This window comes from Shewanella sp. 10N.286.52.B9, assembly GCF_002873635.1.
Taxonomy (GTDB): Bacteria; Pseudomonadota; Gammaproteobacteria; order Enterobacterales; family Shewanellaceae; genus Shewanella.
In genome coordinates, this window is sequence record NZ_MCTY01000217.1 from 14,921 (window position 1) to 33,697 (window position 18,777).

Genomic DNA, 18,777 nt, shown 5'->3' on the forward strand with positions numbered 1-18,777 from the left:
TGTCAGCAATAGAGCGGTCATCATGTCAGGTATTACAGAATTAAATGCACTATTAAAGTCGATGGAGCCACAACTGCTGCCAGCAGAATTTGTGTTCTGTAAGGTTTCAGGTACGTTAGTTGATTATATTTCCCTTAATCCTGTCGCCACATTTTGTGAAGCAGAAGGATTAACGTTAGTGTTGGAAAAAACTGCCGCCCAACAAGCAGGTTTAGGGTTTGAAGGCTCATTTCGCCAAATAACCTTAACAGTGCATTCAAGTCTTGAAGCTGTAGGGTTAACCGCGGCGGTATCTGCCAAATTAACGGCTTATGGTATTAGTGCTAACGTCATTGCGGCTTATTATCACGATCATATCTTTGTTCCATCAGCTAAGGCCGAGTTGGCTCTTTTAGCCTTAAAAGAGTTTAACGCAGTCACTTAAAGCAATTCTATCAACTTGCTTTAAGTGAGTTGGCCATCGCTACTATATTTAACTTAGCGTAGTATTAAACTGCCTTGACACGATTCAACAAACTGCAGCTAAAGTTGCAATTCCTAATCTAGGTGTTAATGTTATTTTTAAATCTTTGATTGGTATGGATCATAGCTTGAATTGTGATAATTCGAGCTTTGTTTAAAATGGATAAAGGCTGAGAAGACATCTTGCTTCGACGTTTTATAGCTTATATTTAACTAAAGGATTAAGCTAATAATGATAGGTAAACACAATAAAATGTCAGGGAATGACTATTTTCTTTTCTTTTTAGAAAGCAGCTCAGATTTTATTTATTTTAAAGACAGGGATTTTCGATTTACCTATGCCAGCAGACCTTTTCTGGATCTTCTGCAAATAAAAAACCTTGAAGATATTATCGGAAAATCAGACTTTGATCTTTTTGATGAGGATCATGCCGCTCATTATCGACAGGTTGATAAAGACATATTAGCGGGTAAAGTTATTGATTCATTGCAAGAAACTTATTTTGATCAACATGGGAAGCTGTGCTGGATAAGCACCAGCAAAACCCCGATTTTTAATGATTCTAACGAAATAATAGGCATGTTTGGGATTAGCCGAGATATCACCCGAATAAAAGAATTAGAAGCGGAAACAACCAAGCTTGCCCAAACTGATAATTTAACCGGATTATGCAACCGTAACAGCTTTTTACAGCAGTCAAGATATACACTCAACCTTGCTCAGCGTAGCGGGAGCCATGCTTATTTATTCTTTATTGATGTAGATAGGTTTAAAGGCATTAATGACACCTATGGTCACCCATGTGGCGATGCTATTTTAAAAGAGATAGCGAGTCGCTTACAGCTTTCATGTCGAAAATCAGATTGTATTGCACGATATGGCGGTGATGAATTTTTAATATTGGTGACCGAAAATGATAGTTTAGGCATCCAAACTTTAGCTCGCAAAATTCATGAACTCAACAGTGAAACAATTACATACGAACAAACTACTTTTAATCTGTCATGCAGTATTGGGGTAGCCAAATTCCCAACAGATGCAGAAAATACAGAAGGTTTAATAAAAGTTGCAGATGATTTGATGTATGAAGCTAAGAAATTAGGAAAAAATCGAACAGTGTTTTCACCTCAAATCGTCTTTACTTCAAATGATAACTAATGGGACGGTAAAGTCATTGGCTAGTCCTACCTTGTGCCTTGCTGGGTTAATGTGGCAAAAATGCAACGCAGGAACTAAAGTCGCTGTGATTTTTATATGAAGTCTCTATATCAGCAACTCATGCTATGACTGTTATAGCCTGCCATCGCTTAACTCAGCGCTTAATTGACCTGATCCATTAACTGCTCCATGCTATTGCCAATTAATTTAAAAGCCCTATTACAGCAATCTAATTATTCAATCTGCTGATGTTGTTAAATTTGACTACACTAAATAAGTGAACCGACAAATAGCAGTCACTGACGATCTCATTTTAGCCTGTTGAATTTAATGAATTAAGCTTCAGTGGTTCGGTCAAGCGTAAGCGCATAAAAACGATTTAAGGGGTAAATATTATGGATTCAATAAAAATATCTGATTATATGGATCGACAACCCGTACTTTTAAAAGCCGATATGTCACTGGCTACAGCTGTGGAGCATTTATTAAGCAACAAAAAAGCGGGCGCCGCCGTTATTGATAATAGCGGCGCATTGGTAGGCTTTTTATCTCAGCAAGATTGTATGTCGGTAATGCTTAAAAGTAGTTATCACTGCGATATGACAGAAACTGTGAAAGATTGCATGCAAACAGAGGTACTAACCGCATCGCCCGATGGCAGTATTTTACAACTTGCAGAGCAAATGCTGGGGGCGAAACCTAAAATTTATCCGGTAGTAGAAGGCGGTAAAGTGATTGGCACCATTAACCGAACCAATGTACTAAGTGCGATGAATTTGTACATGCAGCAATGTTATTTAACCCCAGCATAGGCAGGAAAAGTCTAAACTAATACCATTCAGTCTAGTTCCTTGCTAGGATCGCATTTTTTGAAATACTTGCTAGGAATTAGATTTGAATTCAGATCAACACCCGCTCTCTAAAGCATACCTAAACTCATGTTATCAAACCGATGCGGCTAAAATTCGTCGTCGGTTGTTTCAGTTAAAAAAAGAGCCGCAATCTGAAAAGAAAGATCAACTCCTGGCTAAGTTATCAGAGCAAGCCGTTAAAGCGTTTGATAAAGCCCAATATAGGCTTAATAACATTCCTAAAGTGAGTTACCCTGACTCGCTACCTGTATCGCAAAAACGTCATGATATTGCCTCTGCCATTGCCAATAACCAGGTGGTGATAGTGGCGGGTGAAACCGGCTCAGGTAAAACCACTCAGTTACCAAAAATTTGTTTAGAGTTAGGCCTTGGTACCCGTGGCTTAATTGGTCATACCCAGCCAAGACGATTAGCCGCAAGAAGTGTGGCAAATCGCGTCGCTGAAGAGATAAACAGCCCGCTAGGCGAGGTTGTTGGCTTTAAAGTCCGTTTTGCTGATGCCATTAGTCCAGATAGTTACATCAAGCTAATGACCGACGGTATTTTATTAGCGGAATTGACCTCTGATAAGTTCTTGAATCAATACGATGCCATCATCATTGATGAAGCTCATGAGCGTAGCCTCAATATCGATTTCATTTTAGGCTACTTAAAACAAGTGCTTAAAAAGCGTCCTGATTTAAAAGTTATTATTACCTCAGCAACCATTGATGTTGAGCGCTTCTCGAAGCATTTCAATCAAGCCCCTGTCATTGAAGTATCAGGACGTACTTTCCCGGTTGAGACTCGCTACAGGCCATTAGTCCGTGATACCGATGCAGACCTAGATGTCAGTGACGGTATTTTTTCTGCTGTTGATGAGTTAATGGCAGAAGGCCCTGGTGATATCTTGATTTTCATGAACGGTGAGCGAGAAATTCGTGATACCACCGAAATGCTGCGTAAGCAAAACTATCGCGATACAGAAGTGCTGCCGCTATATGCGCGTTTATCCTATGGCGAGCAATCAAAAGTCTTTAAAAGTCATGTAGGCCGCAGAATTGTATTGGCAACCAATGTCGCTGAAACATCATTAACGGTACCTGGGATTCGCTATGTTATTGATCCCGGCACAGCGCGTATTAGCCGCTACAGTTACCGCACTAAGGTGCAGCGTTTACCTATTGAACCAATATCACAAGCCAGTGCTAATCAGCGCCAAGGTCGTTGTGGTCGTGTTGCGGCGGGTATTTGTATTCGTTTATACGATGAAATGGATTTTATGCAGCGTCCGGAATTTACCGACCCTGAAATCCTGCGTACTAACTTAGCATCGGTTATTTTGCAGATGTTAGCCATTGGTTTAGGCGATATCGCTGGATTCCCGTTTATTCAGCCGCCAGAAGAGAAACACATCCGTGATGGTTTCTTATTGCTTGAAGAGCTACAGGCGGTTAAAAAGCAGCGCAAAGATCTGGTGTTGACAAACTTGGGTCGAAATCTCGCTAAAATCCCGTTAGATCCTCGCTTAGCCCGTATGGTGCTTGAAGCAAAAGATATGAATTGTCTACATGAAGTGATGGTTATTGCTGCTGGTTTGTCGATTCAAGACCCACGCGAAAGACCCATAGATAAGAAGCAAGCGGCGGACGAGTGTCATAAACGCTATAGCGATAAAGACTCTGACTTTGCCAGTTGGGTTAATTTGTGGAATTACATTAAAGATCAAAAAAACGAGTTATCGGCAAGCCAATTTAGAAAGCAGTGCCGTGAAGAATATTTAGCCTATTTACGGGTACGTGAATGGCAAGATTTATACACCCAGCTTAAACAAGCCGTGCATGACTTAAAGTGGCGTTTAAATGATACCCCTGCAAGTTATGACAACCTGCATAAAGCCTTATTGTCAGGTTTGTTGAGTCATATTGGTTTTAAAGATGCCAATAACGAGTACCTTGGTGCCCGTAACCGTAAGTTTTTTGTGTTCCCGGGGTCACCACTGGCTAAAAAAGGCCCTAAGTGGATCATGGCAGCAGAGCTAACTGAAACCTCGCGTTTATTTGCTCGCTGCTGCGCCAAAATTCAGCCTGAATGGTTAGAGCCTCTTGCTGCGCATTTGATTAAGAAAAATCATATCGAGCCGCACTTTGAAGCCAAACCCGCCAGTGTTATCGCTTTTGAAAACCAAGTGCTTTACGGCTTAACCGTGGTTAATCGCCGCCGAGTGCAATATGGCCCGATAGAACCTGTGGAAGCGCGGGAGATATTTATTCGCAGCGCATTAGCAGAAGGGCAGTTACAAACCAAAGAACCGTTTTTTGTTAAAAACCAGCAGCTACTTAATGATATTGAATCCCTAGAGCACAAATCACGTCGCCGCGATATTTTAGTTGATGAACAAGTGCTGGTGGATTTTTACGAACCGATAATTCCGCAAGGGATTTATAACGCGCCACTGTTTTTTAAATGGTGGAAAGAAGCCCGTAAAGCCTCACCTGAGTTACTTGATTTTAACCAAGAGCTGTTAATGCAGCGCAGTGCTGACCATGTTTCAGCATTGGATTTTCCTGAGATTTGGCATAAAGCCAACTTGGGCTTAAAAGTGAGTTATCACTTTGAGCCCGCGGCGGTTGATGATGGCGTGTCTATTCATATTCCTGTGGCGTTAATTAACCAAATTGATACTGCAGACTTTGATTGGTTAGTGCCGGGGTTACGCGAAGAAAAAGTAGTGGCGCTGATTAAATCATTACCTAAAACCCTGCGTCGTAATTTTGTCCCCGCACCTGATTATGGCCGAGCTTGTGTACAAGCGATGGAGCCGTTTGCAATGCCAATGCTTGATTCTATGTGCAAACAGTTATTAAGAATGACAGGGACCCGTATTAGCGCTGATGATTTTGATTTAAGCCAGTTAAGCGCGCATCTGACAATGAATTTTAAAATTGAAGATGATAAACATCGCTTGGTAGATCAAGGTAAAGATCTCGATGCCTTGAAAGATAAACTGCAAGGTGTGGTGGCTAAAGCCATTCGCAATGTCGCTGAAGATGGCATTGAAAAGAAAGATATTACTACTTGGTCATTTGGCGACTTACCTAAGCAATATCAAAAACGCAGGGGCAACTATGAAGTTAAAGCATATCCAGCGCTAATTGACGAGAAAAGTCAGGTGTCGATTAAACTGTTTGATGATGAATTTGAGGCAGAGCGACATCATAGAGCAGGTTTAAGACGCTTATTGCTGATTAACATTCCGTCACCGGTTAAGCATTTACAAAAAGCATTGCCTAACAAAGCCAAGCTTGCGATGTATTTTAATCCGTTTGGACAAGTACAGTTGTTAATTGACGATATAATTTCGGCATCAGTGCAGCAACTACTTGATGAAAAACAATTAGATGTGCGCAATGAACAGCAATTTGAGCAAGCTAAAGATTGGGTTAGACAAGAGCTTAATGGCTATGCTGAACAAATCTCACTGCAAGTGGAGCAAGTGCTGACTATCTATCAACGCATCAAAAAACGCTTAAAAGGCAAGATCAGCTTAGATATTGCCTTTGCGATGAGTGACATCAACAACCAGCTTGATAAGTTAGTGTTTAGAGGTTTTGTTGAGCATTGCGGTTGGAAACGGCTCGCTGATGTCGGCCGTTACCTTAAAGCGATAGAGAATCGCCTTGAAAAGCTGCCTGTTGACCCAACCCGTGATCGCTTACATATGGTGAGCATTAGTAAACTTCAGGACTTACTTTCAGCGCAATTAGCCAAGGTACCTAAAACTCAACCAGTGCCAGAAGCACTGCTTGAAGCCCGCTGGATGATAGAAGAATACCGAGTGTCTTGCTTTGCGCAGGTACTTGGTACAGCTTATCCTATTTCTGAAAAACGGGTCGTCATGCATATAAAGCAGGCATGATGGGTGACTAATCCTGTTTGTTAAGTTTAAATACCAATAAAAACGCGTAATTTACGCGTTTTTTTATGGGTAAATTTTGCGCCGCCGCGAGTGACAAGTGTTTAAATGCCCTGACAGTGAAATCTGTTGTTGAAGTTAAAATTCTAACAATTTAATGCTAATTCGTGATCTTTTATGAAAGACTTTCAGTTTTAGGAGCGTAAAAATCGTATATAAACGAATATCTTGTATATTGAACATACGATTTGGTAAGTTTTTCGTAATTATTGGTATCATTAAAAGTGTTGGCTTGCTACAATTAGCCTTAAGAAGACCGATGGTTGCGCTTCTCTGTATTGGTAAATGTCACCCCTAATTATAGACATGCCATGCACCTTACAAACGACCTAAGATTGATAGGAGTTATTATGGAAGTTCATGAATATGATAATGCTTATTACCAAGTAAAAGACGATGTTTTAGAGTCGTTACCTACTGAAGAAGAATAAGCGGATCGAACTAATAGTATTAGCTCTTTCACAAGCATAAAAAAAGCAGCCTCAGCTGCTTTTTTTATGCTTAAAATTCGCGAGTCGAGCTAGCTTAACTCACGTTGGCTAAAGACCGCTTACAGGTCAATGCGGCCCTTTTCAGTTATTACGCCAGTGATGGTCCAACGGTTACCGTTTTTAATGAGTTTAATGGTACGGTCATCAACCCAAGGGTTGCCGCCTTTTAAGCCTTCCATTTTAACTTTTACATCAACTTCATCGGTAAATTTGCGGAAAAAGTCGATATTGATATCGTCAACACTCATATTAACCTCTGTCATGGATAGCCCCAACACATGGCGCTGTACTGCTGAGGCAATATGGTAATGGGAGATGATATCTTTTAATTCTTGATTGACATAAATCATGGCTTGATTGATATCTCTATCAACATAAATAGCATTAAAGAATCCCAATGATACTTCTTCAGGGGAGAGTGGTTTTTCTAATCGGCCTTGAGGGTTTTGTTCAGAAGGACTGCAGGCACTTAAAAGTAATAAACAGATAATAACAACGATTTTATGCATGATGAGTTGATAAGGTAAAATAAGATGATTGAGTATCGCTATTTAAAGGCTCAGACACAAGAATAACGCAAATATTCCAGAAAATATTAAATAGCTCTTGACTGAAAAACTCAGCCGTGGCATATCTTAGTAACTCAATACTTCGACTGCTATGTATAACTTCATGTTATCCACAAAATCTGTGGACAACTATGTTGAAGACTATATTCTGCCTGCGTAACGTCATGAAAATTAACAGTTATCAATGCTGGTTAAAAAATAACATCATAATTTCCCCCTCGAATCTTTTTACTTTTCACTTGCTTTTTTATCATTTTATCCTTGCATTTGGGTTATAAATCCTTTTAGGTCGTTGAAAATTCAACCCTTGTTTAATGCTGAAACCCTATGCAGATTCATGTCATAAATGCAGTGTGAATAGCGGCGTTCTTGCTGGGGATATTTAGTGGCTTACAGACCACAACAGATTTTTATTACTCGATGACGTATGACGTGCATGGATGAGCAATTTACTGATAATGGCATAGGTTTTTTACCATAGAAGGTTACTGAGGTATTTTTAAGGTGGTAGCGGTTAATGGCAGGGTATTTTAAGTAGGGGAAGTGAGAGTAGCAAGTTGTAAAGTCGCCTGCTTGTTAGCTTAAATTTTGGTTTTACAGCCTAATAACAGTGCTGTCATTGTTCAGCTTTTGTAATTACGGCTTAGTTTTAAATGAATTTGGCCCCAAAAAAAAGCACTAGCGTTAGACGTTAGTGCTTTTCGGCTTAAAACTTAGCGCAGCTTACATCGCGCTACTTAAAGTCATTAAGCTTGTTCGTTTTGTTTAGCTTGAATCGCAGTCAATGCGATGGTGTAAACAATATCATCGACCAATGCGCCGCGTGATAAATCGTTTACTGGTTTGCGCATACCTTGCAGCATTGGACCAATACTGATCAGATCAGCACTACGCTGTACCGCTTTGTAAGTCGTATTACCAGTATTTAAGTCTGGGAATACGAATACCGTCGCTTTACCAGCTACAGGGCTGTTAGGCGCTTTAGAACGGGCCACATTTTCCATCACTGCCGCATCATATTGTAATGGACCGTCAATGACTAAGTCAGGGCGTTTTTCTTTCGCGATACGGGTTGCTTCACGTACTTTATCAACATCAGAACCGGTACCTGAAGTACCCGTTGAGTAGCTGATCATCGCAACGCGCGGCTCAATACCAAATGCAGCAGCAGATTCAGCTGATTGAATGGCAATATCTGCTAATTGATCAGGGTTTGGATCTGGGTTAATCGCACAGTCACCATAAACAAGTACTTGATCAGGCATCAACATAAAGAAGATAGATGACACTAAGCTTGAGCCTGGCGCTGTTTTAATTAACTGCAGCGGTGGGCGAATGGTATTGGCAGTGGTATTTACTGCGCCTGAAACGATACCGTCAACTTCATCTTGCGCCAGCATCATGGTGCCTAACACCATGTTATCTTCTAACTGCTCTTTAGCGACAACTTCAGTAAGGCCTTTGTGACGACGTAAATCAAGCATACCTTCTACATAGCGCTCACGTGCTTGCAGTGGATCGATGATTTGTACGCCTTCACCTAAAACCACATCTTGTGATGCAGCAATACGTTGAATTTCTTCTGCATTACCTAAAAGTACACAACGGGCAATGCCACGTTCAGCACAAATAGCGGCAGCTTTAATGGTTCTTGGCTCTTCACCTTCAGGCAGGACAATGGTCTTTTTCGCAGCGCGAGCAAGTTCAGTTAACTTGTATCTAAATGCTGGTGGCGATAAACGATGTTCTCTTGGCGAGTTTTCAGTAACGCTTTCAATCCAGCTTTGATCAATATGACTGGCAACATATTCTTGAACGTAGTCAATACGTACAGCGTCATCAACCGGTACTTCATGGTCAAAACGTTGAATATTAAGCGATGTCTGCCATGTGTTACTGTCTACAAGGAATACCGGTAAACCGGTATCAAAGGCACGTTCACACAATGCCATGACTTCTGGCTCAGGCTCGTAACCACCAGTCAGTAATAACGCACCAATTTTCACGCCGTTCATGGCGGCAAGACAGGCTGCGACAATCACGTCAGAGCGATCCCCTGAGGTGACCAATAATGAGTCGGTGCGCATATGAGTAACCATGTTTGGAATACTACGGGCACAGAAGGTCACTTTACGTAAACGACGGGTGTTCATTTCACCGGCATTGATGATTTTGGCATGTAAATGCTTGGCTAAATCAGATGCACGTGGAGACACTAAGTCCAGGTTATATGGCACGCTGCCTAAAATGCGTAATGGGCTTTTACCTGGCAGTTGGAACATCGCTGATGAATCAGCTTTGTTAATGTCGGTGTGATCAAATATCTCTGATAAGTCAGGACGTGTTGCGCCTTCTTCATCAACAGGTGCACCAATTTTATTGATAATAGAACCAATAAGACGTTTGTTTTTAACGCCGCCCCAAGAGTTATAAGCGATTTCTAAGCGGTTCATTAGACCGTTAGGTGAATCGTTACCCGGAGTCGCGATGAAAATGATATCCGCATCTAATGCTTTAGCAATTTCAAAGTTAATGTCATCTGAGAAAGGGTGGTTACGCGTTGGCACTAAACCTTCAATAACGATGGTCTCAGTGTTTGATGCACATTCACTCGCGCGAGCAATGATTTGCTCCATGAGTACATCAATTTGCTCTGCACGGATCAGGTTCTCAGCATGTTCCATTGAAAATGGCTCAAGCGGGTTAACCGTTGGAGAGTGACTTAAAATGGTGGTTGAACGTTCAGGGCCGGTATCGCCGTTACGGATTTGCGCGATAGGCTTGAAAAATTGAACTTTAACACCTTTGCGCTCTAAGGCACGTACCATCCCAAGGCTTAATGAGGTTAAACCTACACCTGTGCCGATTGGAATTAACATGATATTACGAGACATAAAAACCTCTAATATAAATTGAACAAAGCCTGTTTAATAACAGGCTTTAAAAAGAATTAAGCAATTAACGATTAAGCAGTGATCAGCTTGATAGCATCTTCTGCGATAACCCATTCTTCGTTAGTTGGGATAACCATCGCAACTGTGCTGCCTTCTTCAGTGATAATACCTTCATTACCGAAACGCGCTGCAGTGTTCTTTTCTGCATTCACTTGGAAGTTGAAAATTTGCAGCATGTTAAGTACTTTTTCACGGATGAGATCTGAGTTTTCACCGATACCACCAGTGAAGATAACAGCATCTAAACGACCTAATGGCACAGTGTAAGAAGCAATGTACTTAGCTAAACGGTAGCAGAAAATTTCTAATGCTAAGGTTGCGCCTTTATGGCCATCTTTATAACCGTCTTCAATACCGCGGCAGTCGTTAGTCAGCTCTGAAATACCTAATAAACCACTTTGCTTATTGATTAAGTTATGAACTTCATCAAGGGTGTAACCTAATTGGTTCACTAAATGGAACACGATTGAAGGATCCATATCGCCACAACGTGTACCCATTACTAGGCCTTCAAGTGGTGTTAGACCCATTGAAGTATCAACGCTCTTTCCGCCTTTAATGGCAGTAACAGATGCACCGTTACCAAGATGGGCAACGACAACATTAGTATCAGCAACGTCTTTGTTTAATACTTTAGCGGCTTCGCGGCTAACAAATAAGTGGCTAGTACCGTGCATGCCATAACGACGAATACCATGTTCACGGTATAGTTTGTAAGGAAGTGCATAAACATAAGCACGCTCAGGCATGGTTTGGTGGAAAGCTGTATCAAATACCGCAACTTGAGGAAGTTTTGGGAATGATGCAATAGCAGCGCGAATACCAATTAAATGTGCAGGGTTATGAAGTGGTGCCAGTGATGCACAGTCTTCGATACCTTTGATCACATCTTCAGTGATAAGCACTGAACGAGAGTATTTCTCTCCACCATGAACAATACGATGACCAATAGCTTGGATTTGAGCAGCAAGTTCTGGCTGACCAGCAAGAATATCTTTAACAATAAATTCAACCGCTTCACGGTGAGCAGTAAATGCACCTAAACTAGCTTCATTTTTCGCGCCGTTTACTTTCCATTTAATACGTGAATCTTCTAAACCGAAACATTCCGCAAGACCAGAGATATAATCATCACCTGAAACGGCATCAATAACGGCAAATTTTAAAGAAGAGCTACCACAGTTGAGAACCAATACGAGTTTTTCTGACATGTTGAGACCTTTACATTCTAATCGAACAAAATTTAAATTGATGTGAAACCTTGTTATTTCAACAATCAATCATAGTTAATGATTTACAAATTAGCCGATAAATTTAGCTGAAATTTGGGGCTAAATAGGGCTGTGTGCTATTGTGCATGTATCTATTAATTGATTTAGGGCATACCGTTGAACGTAAAAGTATTCAAAATCATCGGCGATGGTCGACGTTATATGAAAACGTGGCCAATGATCCGACAACTTGGGTGTTATTTCCCTGAATACCGCGTTGTAAGGGCAACCCATTTAGGCATCATGTTCATGCCTTTTTTTGCTATTTTGGCTGCAATGAGCCAAGTGTATGTCAATGGATGGGCGTTTTTGCCCCAAGCCATTGCCATTTTATTATTTTTTATCAGCTTACCTGTTCAAGGCTTGCTGTGGTTGGGCTGGCGTGCAAGACACCCGTTGCCACTGACCTTATTTGATTGGGCTAACCAACTCAGTGCAAAGCTAACCGCAATGGGGATTAGCAATAAACCGTTGGGCCCTAAAGCGTGTTACTTAGATATGGCAGTGATTTTAAAAGTGGCCTTTGACCGTTTAGATCGCAGTTACTGGGAAGAGCTATAGTCTTCAAGGGTTACACACTTTAAAAATGACTGAGTCAATCATAAGTTAGCGAAACTTAATAATTGGCACTTATTCCACGCTCGACGAATACCGCTTTAATGGCTTCCATCGTTTCTTTACTTGGCGGCTCTACACCTTCTAACGGATAGGTTTCACCGAAAGCTTCCCACTTATGGGTGCCAAGCTGGTGGTAGGGCAGTAATTCAACTTTCTCAACGTTTGTCATCGGCTTGATAAAATCTGCCAAGGCAATGGCTGAGTCGATATCTTCAGTAAAACCGTTAACCACAACATATCTAACCCAAGTTTTTTGCTGACGTTTAGCAAGGTGCTGTGCAAATTGCAGTGTGCGTTGGTTGCTCACTTTGGTTAAATCAATGTGTTTGGCATCATTCATTTGCTTGATATCAAGCAATACTAAGTCGGTGTTATCGAGTAGTTCATCGATAATCGGTGTGTATTTTCGAACGAAACCATTGGTATCGAGACAGGTATGCAAATCGTTTTGTTTACAGGCTTTAAAGAGCTCGTTTACGAAATCAGCTTGAAGAATCGCTTCTCCACCAGTTGCTGTAACGCCACCTGATTTTAAGAAAGGTTTGTAGCTGATGATTTGGCTCATGAGTTCATCAACACTGACCTCTTTACCACCATCTAAATCCCAAGTGTCACGGTTATGGCAGTATTGGCATTTCATTAAGCAGCCTTGCATAAAGGCAACGAAACGAATGCCTGGGCCATCTACTGTGCCAAAAGACTCGATTGAGTGAATGCGACCTGTGGTCATGAGAACTCCGAACAAACAAATGAAAAAAGGTTGTGCTAATTAGCAATAGTGACATCACTTATATTAGCACAACCGATTTTAGTTGATATTACATGCTTTTAGTAAAGGTACGTGTAATAACATCTTGTTGCTGTTCAGGTGTTAACGCGTTGAAACGTACCGCATAACCAGACACACGAATGGTTAACTGTGGGTATTTTTCAGGGTTAACAATCGCGTCTTCAAGCATTTCGCGGTTCATTACGTTAACGTTTAAGTGTTGACCACCTTCACTGTTAGCGTTGCTCATGAAGTAACCATCCATCAATGATGCAAGGTTAGCACGACGTCCAACTTCATCTTTACCTAGTGCATTTGGCACGATAGAGAATGTGTAAGAAATACCGTCTTGTGCGTGAGCAAATGGCAGTTTAGCTACTGATGTTAATGAAGCGATTGCGCCATTTTCATCACGACCATGCATTGGGTTAGCACCCGGAGCAAATGGTGCGCCAGCTGGACGCCCATCAGGTGTAGTACCCGTTTTCTTACCGTATACAACGTTAGAAGTAATAGTAAGAATAGACTGTGTTGGAATCGCATTACGGTACATTTTCATGGTACGGATCTTAGCCATGAAACGTTCAACTAAGTCACAAGCGATGTCATCTACACGTGGGTCATTGTTACCAAATTTTGGATATTCACCAGAAATATCAAAATCAATTGCAATGCCGTCTTCGTCACGGATTGGCTTAACAGTACCGTATTTAATTGCAGATAGTGAATCGGCTGCAATTGAAAGACCTGCGATACCACATGCCATGGTGCGACGTACATCACGGTCATGTAATGCCATTAATGAAGCTTCGTATGAATACTTATCATGCATGTAATGGATAGAGTTAAGTGCTGTCACGTATTGTGTCGCTAACCAATCCATTAAGCCGTCTAAACGACCCATTACATCATCAAATTCTAATACTTCTGATGTGATTGCATCTGCTTTAGGTGCAACTTGGATTTTTAGTTTTTCATCAACACCGCCGTTGATAGCGTAAAGCATGGTTTTCGCTAAGTTGGCACGGGCACCGAAGAACTGCATATGTTTACCCACAATCATTGGGCTAACACAACAGGCAATTGCGTAATCATCTGATTCGAAATCAGGACGCATTAAGTCATCATTTTCGTACTGGATTGAGCTCGTATCGATTGATACTTTTGCACAGTAGTTTTTGAAACCTTGTGGCAGCTCATTTGACCATAATACGGTAATGTTTGGCTCAGGGCTTGGGCCCATGTTGTAAAGCGTGTGTAAGAAACGGAAGCTTGATTTAGTTACCAAAGTACGACCGTCTAAACCCATACCAGCAATTGATTCAGTTGCCCAGATTGGGTCGCCTGAGAACAATTCATCGTATTCAGGAGTACGTAAGAAACGCACCATACGAAGTTTCATTACGAAATGGTCAACCATTTCTTGTGCTTGTTCTTCAGTGATAACACCGTTAGCGATGTCACGTTCAACGAAGATATCGATGAAAGTAGAAGTACGGCCCAATGACATTGCTGCGCCATTTTGGCTCTTAACAGCTGCAAGGTAACCAAAGTAAGTCCATTGGATTGCTTCTTTTGCATTCGTCGCAGGAAGAGAAATATCACAGCCGTATTTTGCTGCCATTTTCTTGATTTGACCCAATGCACGATGTTGCTCTGCAATTTCTTCACGCAGTTGCATTGTGTAAGTTAAATCTTCGCCAGCTTCAAAACCTGCTTGAAGTGAAGAGAACTGAGCGTATTTATCTTGCATTAGGTAGTCAATACCGTAAAGCGCGATACGACGGTAATCACCAATGATACGGCCACGGCCATATGCATCAGGTAAACCGGTTAAAATACCAGATTTACGACAAGCCATAATTTCAGGAGTATAAATATCGAATACACCTTGGTTATGGGTTTTACGTAATTCAGAATAAGTGTATTTAACGTCTGCGTTTAATTCGCGGCCATAAGCTTTACAAGAGCCTTCAACCATACGAATACCACCATTTGGCAGCATTGAACGCTTAAGCGGCGCATCAGTTTGCAAACCAACGATAGTTTCTAAATCTTTATTGATGTAACCAGCATCATGAGAAGTAATGGTCGAAACCATTTCTGTGTCGAAATCAACAGGTGCGTGGGTTGCATTTTCTTGCTTGATGCCAACCATCACTTTTTCCCAAAGTGATTCAGTAGCTGCGGTAGCGCCAGCTAGGAAAGATTCATCACCTTCATATGGGTTGTAGTTTTTCTGAATAAAGTCACGAACGTTGACTTCTGTTTTCCAGTCGCCAGCTTCAAAACCTTGCCACGCATTTGCAAATAACTCTGTTTTATCGGTCATGGTAATTTACCTTCTCGTCAATTAACTGCTGCTGAACTGCGACTTGATGTTAGTTGATGTCTATTACAAACAAGTTAGCAGAACAAAAATTGAGATCCCTATTGATGGATGATCGCAAGGGCATCTAATCCGTTGGCTTAACCGTTATCGTAATAGCGATTAAGCTAAATTTCCCATTTATCTAAATTGGTAAGACCAATTTACCCTGCAAAGATTAACATAGCTTTGGGTTAACTTCACTTAAAAAAATAAAATTTGGCTATGCGAACAGTGAAACTGTTAAGTGCTTAACAGTTTCTGAGCAAAAAGTTTTTTATTTAATCAATTGGGTCTATTCTTGCTAACCTTTTGTAAGCGTGCTGCTAAGGCTGCTTAGCCCTATATTGCTTGCTATACTGATTTATAGCACCTTTTAGCAAAACTGATACTTAATTAGTGGCTGTTAATCTAATTGGGTCATGGTGCTGGTAGATTTTTTAATCTTTGTTCTTGGTCATACCAATTTAACTTATAGTTTTACTCGGGGTTTTTATGAAAAATGCATCTGGCGATCAACAGCAAATTGCTGCGACGCCAACCACCTTCCAAAATGCTGAAGCATTTGGTTTAGCTAAAGTTGCTAAAAGCCCTTGGCAATCATTTATGTTATCGATATTTGCCGGTGCATTTATTGCGATTGCATTTGTGTTTTACATTACAGTGACTAACGGCAGTACTATGGGCTGGGGCATGACACGCTTTATTGGCGGTATTGCGTTTAGCTTAGGATTAATTTTAGTTGTGGTGTGCGGCACAGAGTTATTTACTAGTACAGTGTTAACCTCGATCCCTTGGGCGCAGAAAAAAGTCAAAACAGCGACCCAATTACGTTGTTGGGCCAGAGTTTATGCGGGCAATTTAGTCGGCGCACTATTGATGGTGTTTCTGATCATGAGTGCGCGCATGTTTGAACTCAATGATGGTCAATGGGGGTTAAGTGCAATGAAGCTTGCACAGCACAAAATTCATCACACTTGGTCACAAGCATTTACCTTAGGTATTTTATGTAACATGTTAGTGTGCTTAGCTGTGTGGATGACCTTTGCCACCAAAGATCTCCTGACGAAATCCTTACTGATGATCCTGCCTGTAGCCATGTTTGTGAGCAGCGGTTTTGAGCATAGTATTGCCAACATGTTTATGGTGCCAATTGGTATTGCTATCCATTCATTTGCACCGGATAGTTTTTATGTAGCACTTAACCTAGACCCGCAACAATTTGCCGATCTTACTGTGAGTAACTTCGTGTTTCATAACCTGATCCCTGTAACCTTAGGTAATATAGTGGGTGGTGGGGTGTTTGTTGGCATCGGCTTTTGGTTAGTTGAACAAGGTAAATTAACCCTTGGCACTGACGGCGCAAGTCACGGCACTATTACAAGCCGTGTTGAGCCTAAAAACGATTAAGCCCCTTAGAGTATGAAGTCTGCATAGAACTACTGTCAGTCTTAATTTGAATGCCCAGCCTTTGCTGGGCATTTTTGTAGCTAGCCTTTTTTACCAAAGCAATTTCAAACTCAGCAGCATTTGATATCAAGCAATAATATCATCAGGCTTTTATTGTTGACTGGTTTTTATTCGATTAAACTTTTTCAATAACAAACGAATATGCGTTAAGGCTACTTTTTAGGCGCTAATATATTGTTAACCTGCCATTTTTAGATATTTTAACTAAAAGTCTGCAATATTTAAGACTATTTAAATGCTAGTATTTTATAAATAAAACCTACCTGATAATAACAATAACAGTGGTAATGAAATGTTAGAGCAACAAATAGCCAGTAATCCCCCCCAAACAACCAAAGTAATGCCTGATACCTTAGTGATCATATTCTTTGTTGCCTTTGCTGCAGCACTGTTGACCTATGTGGTGCCCATTGGCTCCTTTACTACCCAAGAGGCACATTATGTTGTCGATGGTGTGGAAAAGACACGCAGTGTTGTCGACCCTAATTCGTTTAGCTATGCAACTGATGAACAAGGTGAGCCACTACTTAGCCCAATGGGGCTATTTAAAGGTGATGGTGGCATGGGCTTTTTTAACTTCGTCTTTGAAGGCTTAGTTTCTGGTTCTAAGTGGGGCAGTGCCATTGGCGTGATTATGTTCATGTTAGTGATCGGCGGCTCATTTGGAGTGGTGATGGCCACTGGCACCATTGATAACGGTATTTTACGCTTAATCGATAAAACCAAGGGTAACGAGCAGTTATTTATTCCGGTTATCTTTAGTTTATTTTCTTTAGGCGGGGCGGTTTTTGGTATGGGCGAAGAGGCAATCGCCTTTGCAATTATCATTTGCCCGTTAATGATCCGCCTTGGTTACGACGGCATATGTACCGTGATGGTGACTTACGTTGCGACACAAATTGGTTTTGCCAGTTCGTGGATGAACCCATTTAGTGTGGCGATTGCTCAAGGCATTTCAGGGGTGCCGGTATTATCTGGGGCAGGGGTACGCTTTGGGCTTTGGGTTGGCTTTACCTTAATTGGGATTATTTTTACCATGCGCTACGCCAGTAAAATTCAAAAGCAACCCAGCTTGTCGTTTAGTTTTCATAGTGATCAGCATTTTAGAGATAACCAGCAAGGAACAGTAAAAGACAGTCGCTTTAATATGGGTGACATATTGGTATTACTAACCATTGCAGCAACCATAGGCTGGGTTATCTGGGGCGTGATTGCTCATGCGTGGTTTATTCCTGAAATTGCCAGCCAGTTTTTTACCATGGGCATTGTAGTCGGTATTATTGGCATATTGTTCAACCTAAACGGCTTAACCATGAATAAAGTAGCTCAAAGCTTTAAGCAAGGTGCAGGCACCATGCTCGAGCCTGCACTATTAGTGGGTTTAGCTTCTGGCATTTTATTATTAATTGGCAGTGGCGGGGCAACAGAACCGAGCGTGCTAAACAGTATTTTGCACAGTGCAGGTAGCGTGATTGGCCAGCTACCGAATGCCTTATCTGCTTGGTTTATGTTGTTATTCCAGTCGGTATTTAATTTCTTCGTCACCTCAGGCTCAGGCCAAGCGGCGTTAACCATGCCATTGATGGCGCCACTGGCAGATCTTGTGGGTGTGACTCGTCAAGTATCAGTACTGGCGTTTCAGTTAGGCGACGGCTTTACCAATGTGTTAGTGCCTACTTCAGCGTCGCTGATGGCGACTTTAGGCGTATGCCGAGTGGATTGGGGTGATTGGGTTAAGTTTATTTGGCGCTTTATGGTAGCGCTAATGGTGCTTTCGAGCATTGCAGTGATTACGGCCCATTATTTAGGCTTCAGTTAA

The 18,777-nt window shown here is 41.4% G+C and carries 12 protein-coding genes; 7 read left to right on the forward strand and 5 right to left on the reverse strand.

Going from position 1 to position 18,777, the window contains the following annotated elements:
* Window positions 1-22 precede the first annotated feature (22 nt).
* From BCU91_RS18380 to hrpA, 4 genes are all read left to right on the forward strand, one after another.
* Entirely contained in the window at window positions 23-424 is a 402-nt protein-coding gene (locus BCU91_RS18380; RefSeq protein ID WP_102532106.1) for an ACT domain-containing protein, read from the forward strand.
* A 270-nt stretch (window positions 425-694) separates the two neighbouring features.
* The gene (locus tag BCU91_RS18385; protein WP_102532107.1) at window positions 695-1,621 is read left to right on the forward strand and encodes a GGDEF domain-containing protein; all 927 of its coding nucleotides are present in this window, start codon (window positions 695-697) and stop codon (window positions 1,619-1,621) included.
* Window positions 1,622-2,016: 395 nt separating this feature from the next.
* Entirely contained in the window at window positions 2,017-2,433 is a 417-nt protein-coding gene (locus tag BCU91_RS18390; protein ID WP_076539977.1) for a CBS domain-containing protein, read from the forward strand.
* A gap of 82 nt (window positions 2,434-2,515) precedes the next feature.
* Window positions 2,516-6,391, forward strand: a complete 3,876-nt coding sequence (hrpA, locus tag BCU91_RS18395; RefSeq protein WP_102532108.1) for an ATP-dependent RNA helicase HrpA — start codon at window positions 2,516-2,518, stop codon at window positions 6,389-6,391.
* Between the two features lie 607 nt (window positions 6,392-6,998).
* Here hrpA and BCU91_RS18405 read toward each other — a convergent pair.
* The 3 genes from BCU91_RS18405 to ackA form a co-directional block, all read right to left on the reverse strand.
* Window positions 6,999-7,448 (reverse strand): hypothetical protein, encoded by a 450-nt coding sequence (locus tag BCU91_RS18405; RefSeq protein ID WP_102439878.1) that lies wholly within the window; start codon window positions 7,446-7,448, stop codon window positions 6,999-7,001.
* 806 nt (window positions 7,449-8,254) lie between these two features.
* A complete protein-coding gene (pta, locus tag BCU91_RS18410) occupies window positions 8,255-10,402 on the reverse strand; it encodes a phosphate acetyltransferase (RefSeq protein ID WP_102439877.1) in 2,148 nt (715 codons plus the stop codon).
* 71 nt (window positions 10,403-10,473) lie between these two features.
* The gene (gene ackA, locus BCU91_RS18415; RefSeq protein WP_102439876.1) at window positions 10,474-11,673 is read right to left on the reverse strand and encodes an acetate kinase; all 1,200 of its coding nucleotides are present in this window, start codon (window positions 11,671-11,673) and stop codon (window positions 10,474-10,476) included.
* Window positions 11,674-11,850: 177 nt separating this feature from the next.
* Between ackA and yfbV the strand changes: the two genes are divergently transcribed.
* On the forward strand, window positions 11,851-12,294 hold the full coding sequence (gene yfbV / locus BCU91_RS18420; RefSeq protein ID WP_102532109.1) for a terminus macrodomain insulation protein YfbV: 444 nt from the start codon (window positions 11,851-11,853) through the stop codon (window positions 12,292-12,294).
* Between the two features lie 55 nt (window positions 12,295-12,349).
* Here yfbV and pflA read toward each other — a convergent pair whose 3' ends face one another.
* Window positions 12,350-13,081, reverse strand: a complete 732-nt coding sequence (gene pflA / locus BCU91_RS18425) for a pyruvate formate lyase 1-activating protein (RefSeq protein WP_102519459.1) — start codon at window positions 13,079-13,081, stop codon at window positions 12,350-12,352.
* Window positions 13,082-13,169: 88 nt separating this feature from the next.
* Window positions 13,170-15,452: a formate C-acetyltransferase gene (gene pflB, locus BCU91_RS18430; protein WP_102439873.1), complete on the reverse strand. Its 2,283-nt coding sequence runs from the start codon at window positions 15,450-15,452 to the stop codon at window positions 13,170-13,172.
* A 531-nt stretch (window positions 15,453-15,983) separates the two neighbouring features.
* On the opposite strand from pflB, the gene focA reads away from it, so the two are divergent.
* Window positions 15,984-16,898 (forward strand): formate transporter FocA, encoded by a 915-nt coding sequence (gene focA, locus BCU91_RS18435; protein WP_102439872.1) that lies wholly within the window; start codon window positions 15,984-15,986, stop codon window positions 16,896-16,898.
* Between the two features lie 352 nt (window positions 16,899-17,250).
* On the forward strand, window positions 17,251-18,777 hold the full coding sequence (gene yfcC, locus BCU91_RS18440; protein WP_102532110.1) for a putative basic amino acid antiporter YfcC: 1,527 nt from the start codon (window positions 17,251-17,253) through the stop codon (window positions 18,775-18,777).

Bases quoted from the DNA above. Each gene is read 5' to 3' on its own strand.
- BCU91_RS18380 (WP_102532106.1), top strand. From the start codon at position 23: ATGTCAGGTATTACAGAATTAAATGCACTATTAAAGTCGATGGAGCCA.
- BCU91_RS18385 (WP_102532107.1), top strand. From the start codon at position 695: ATGATAGGTAAACACAATAAAATGTCAGGGAATGACTATTTTCTTTTC.
- BCU91_RS18390 (WP_076539977.1), top strand. From the start codon at position 2,017: ATGGATTCAATAAAAATATCTGATTATATGGATCGACAACCCGTACTT.
- BCU91_RS18405 (WP_102439878.1), bottom strand. From the start codon at position 7,448: ATGCATAAAATCGTTGTTATTATCTGTTTATTACTTTTAAGTGCCTGC.
- pta (WP_102439877.1), bottom strand. From the start codon at position 10,402: ATGTCTCGTAATATCATGTTAATTCCAATCGGCACAGGTGTAGGTTTA.
- ackA (WP_102439876.1), bottom strand. From the start codon at position 11,673: ATGTCAGAAAAACTCGTATTGGTTCTCAACTGTGGTAGCTCTTCTTTA.
- pflA (WP_102519459.1), bottom strand. From the start codon at position 13,081: ATGACCACAGGTCGCATTCACTCAATCGAGTCTTTTGGCACAGTAGAT.
- pflB (WP_102439873.1), bottom strand. From the start codon at position 15,452: ATGACCGATAAAACAGAGTTATTTGCAAATGCGTGGCAAGGTTTTGAA.
- focA (WP_102439872.1), top strand. From the start codon at position 15,984: ATGAAAAATGCATCTGGCGATCAACAGCAAATTGCTGCGACGCCAACC.
- yfcC (WP_102532110.1), top strand. From the start codon at position 17,251: ATGTTAGAGCAACAAATAGCCAGTAATCCCCCCCAAACAACCAAAGTA.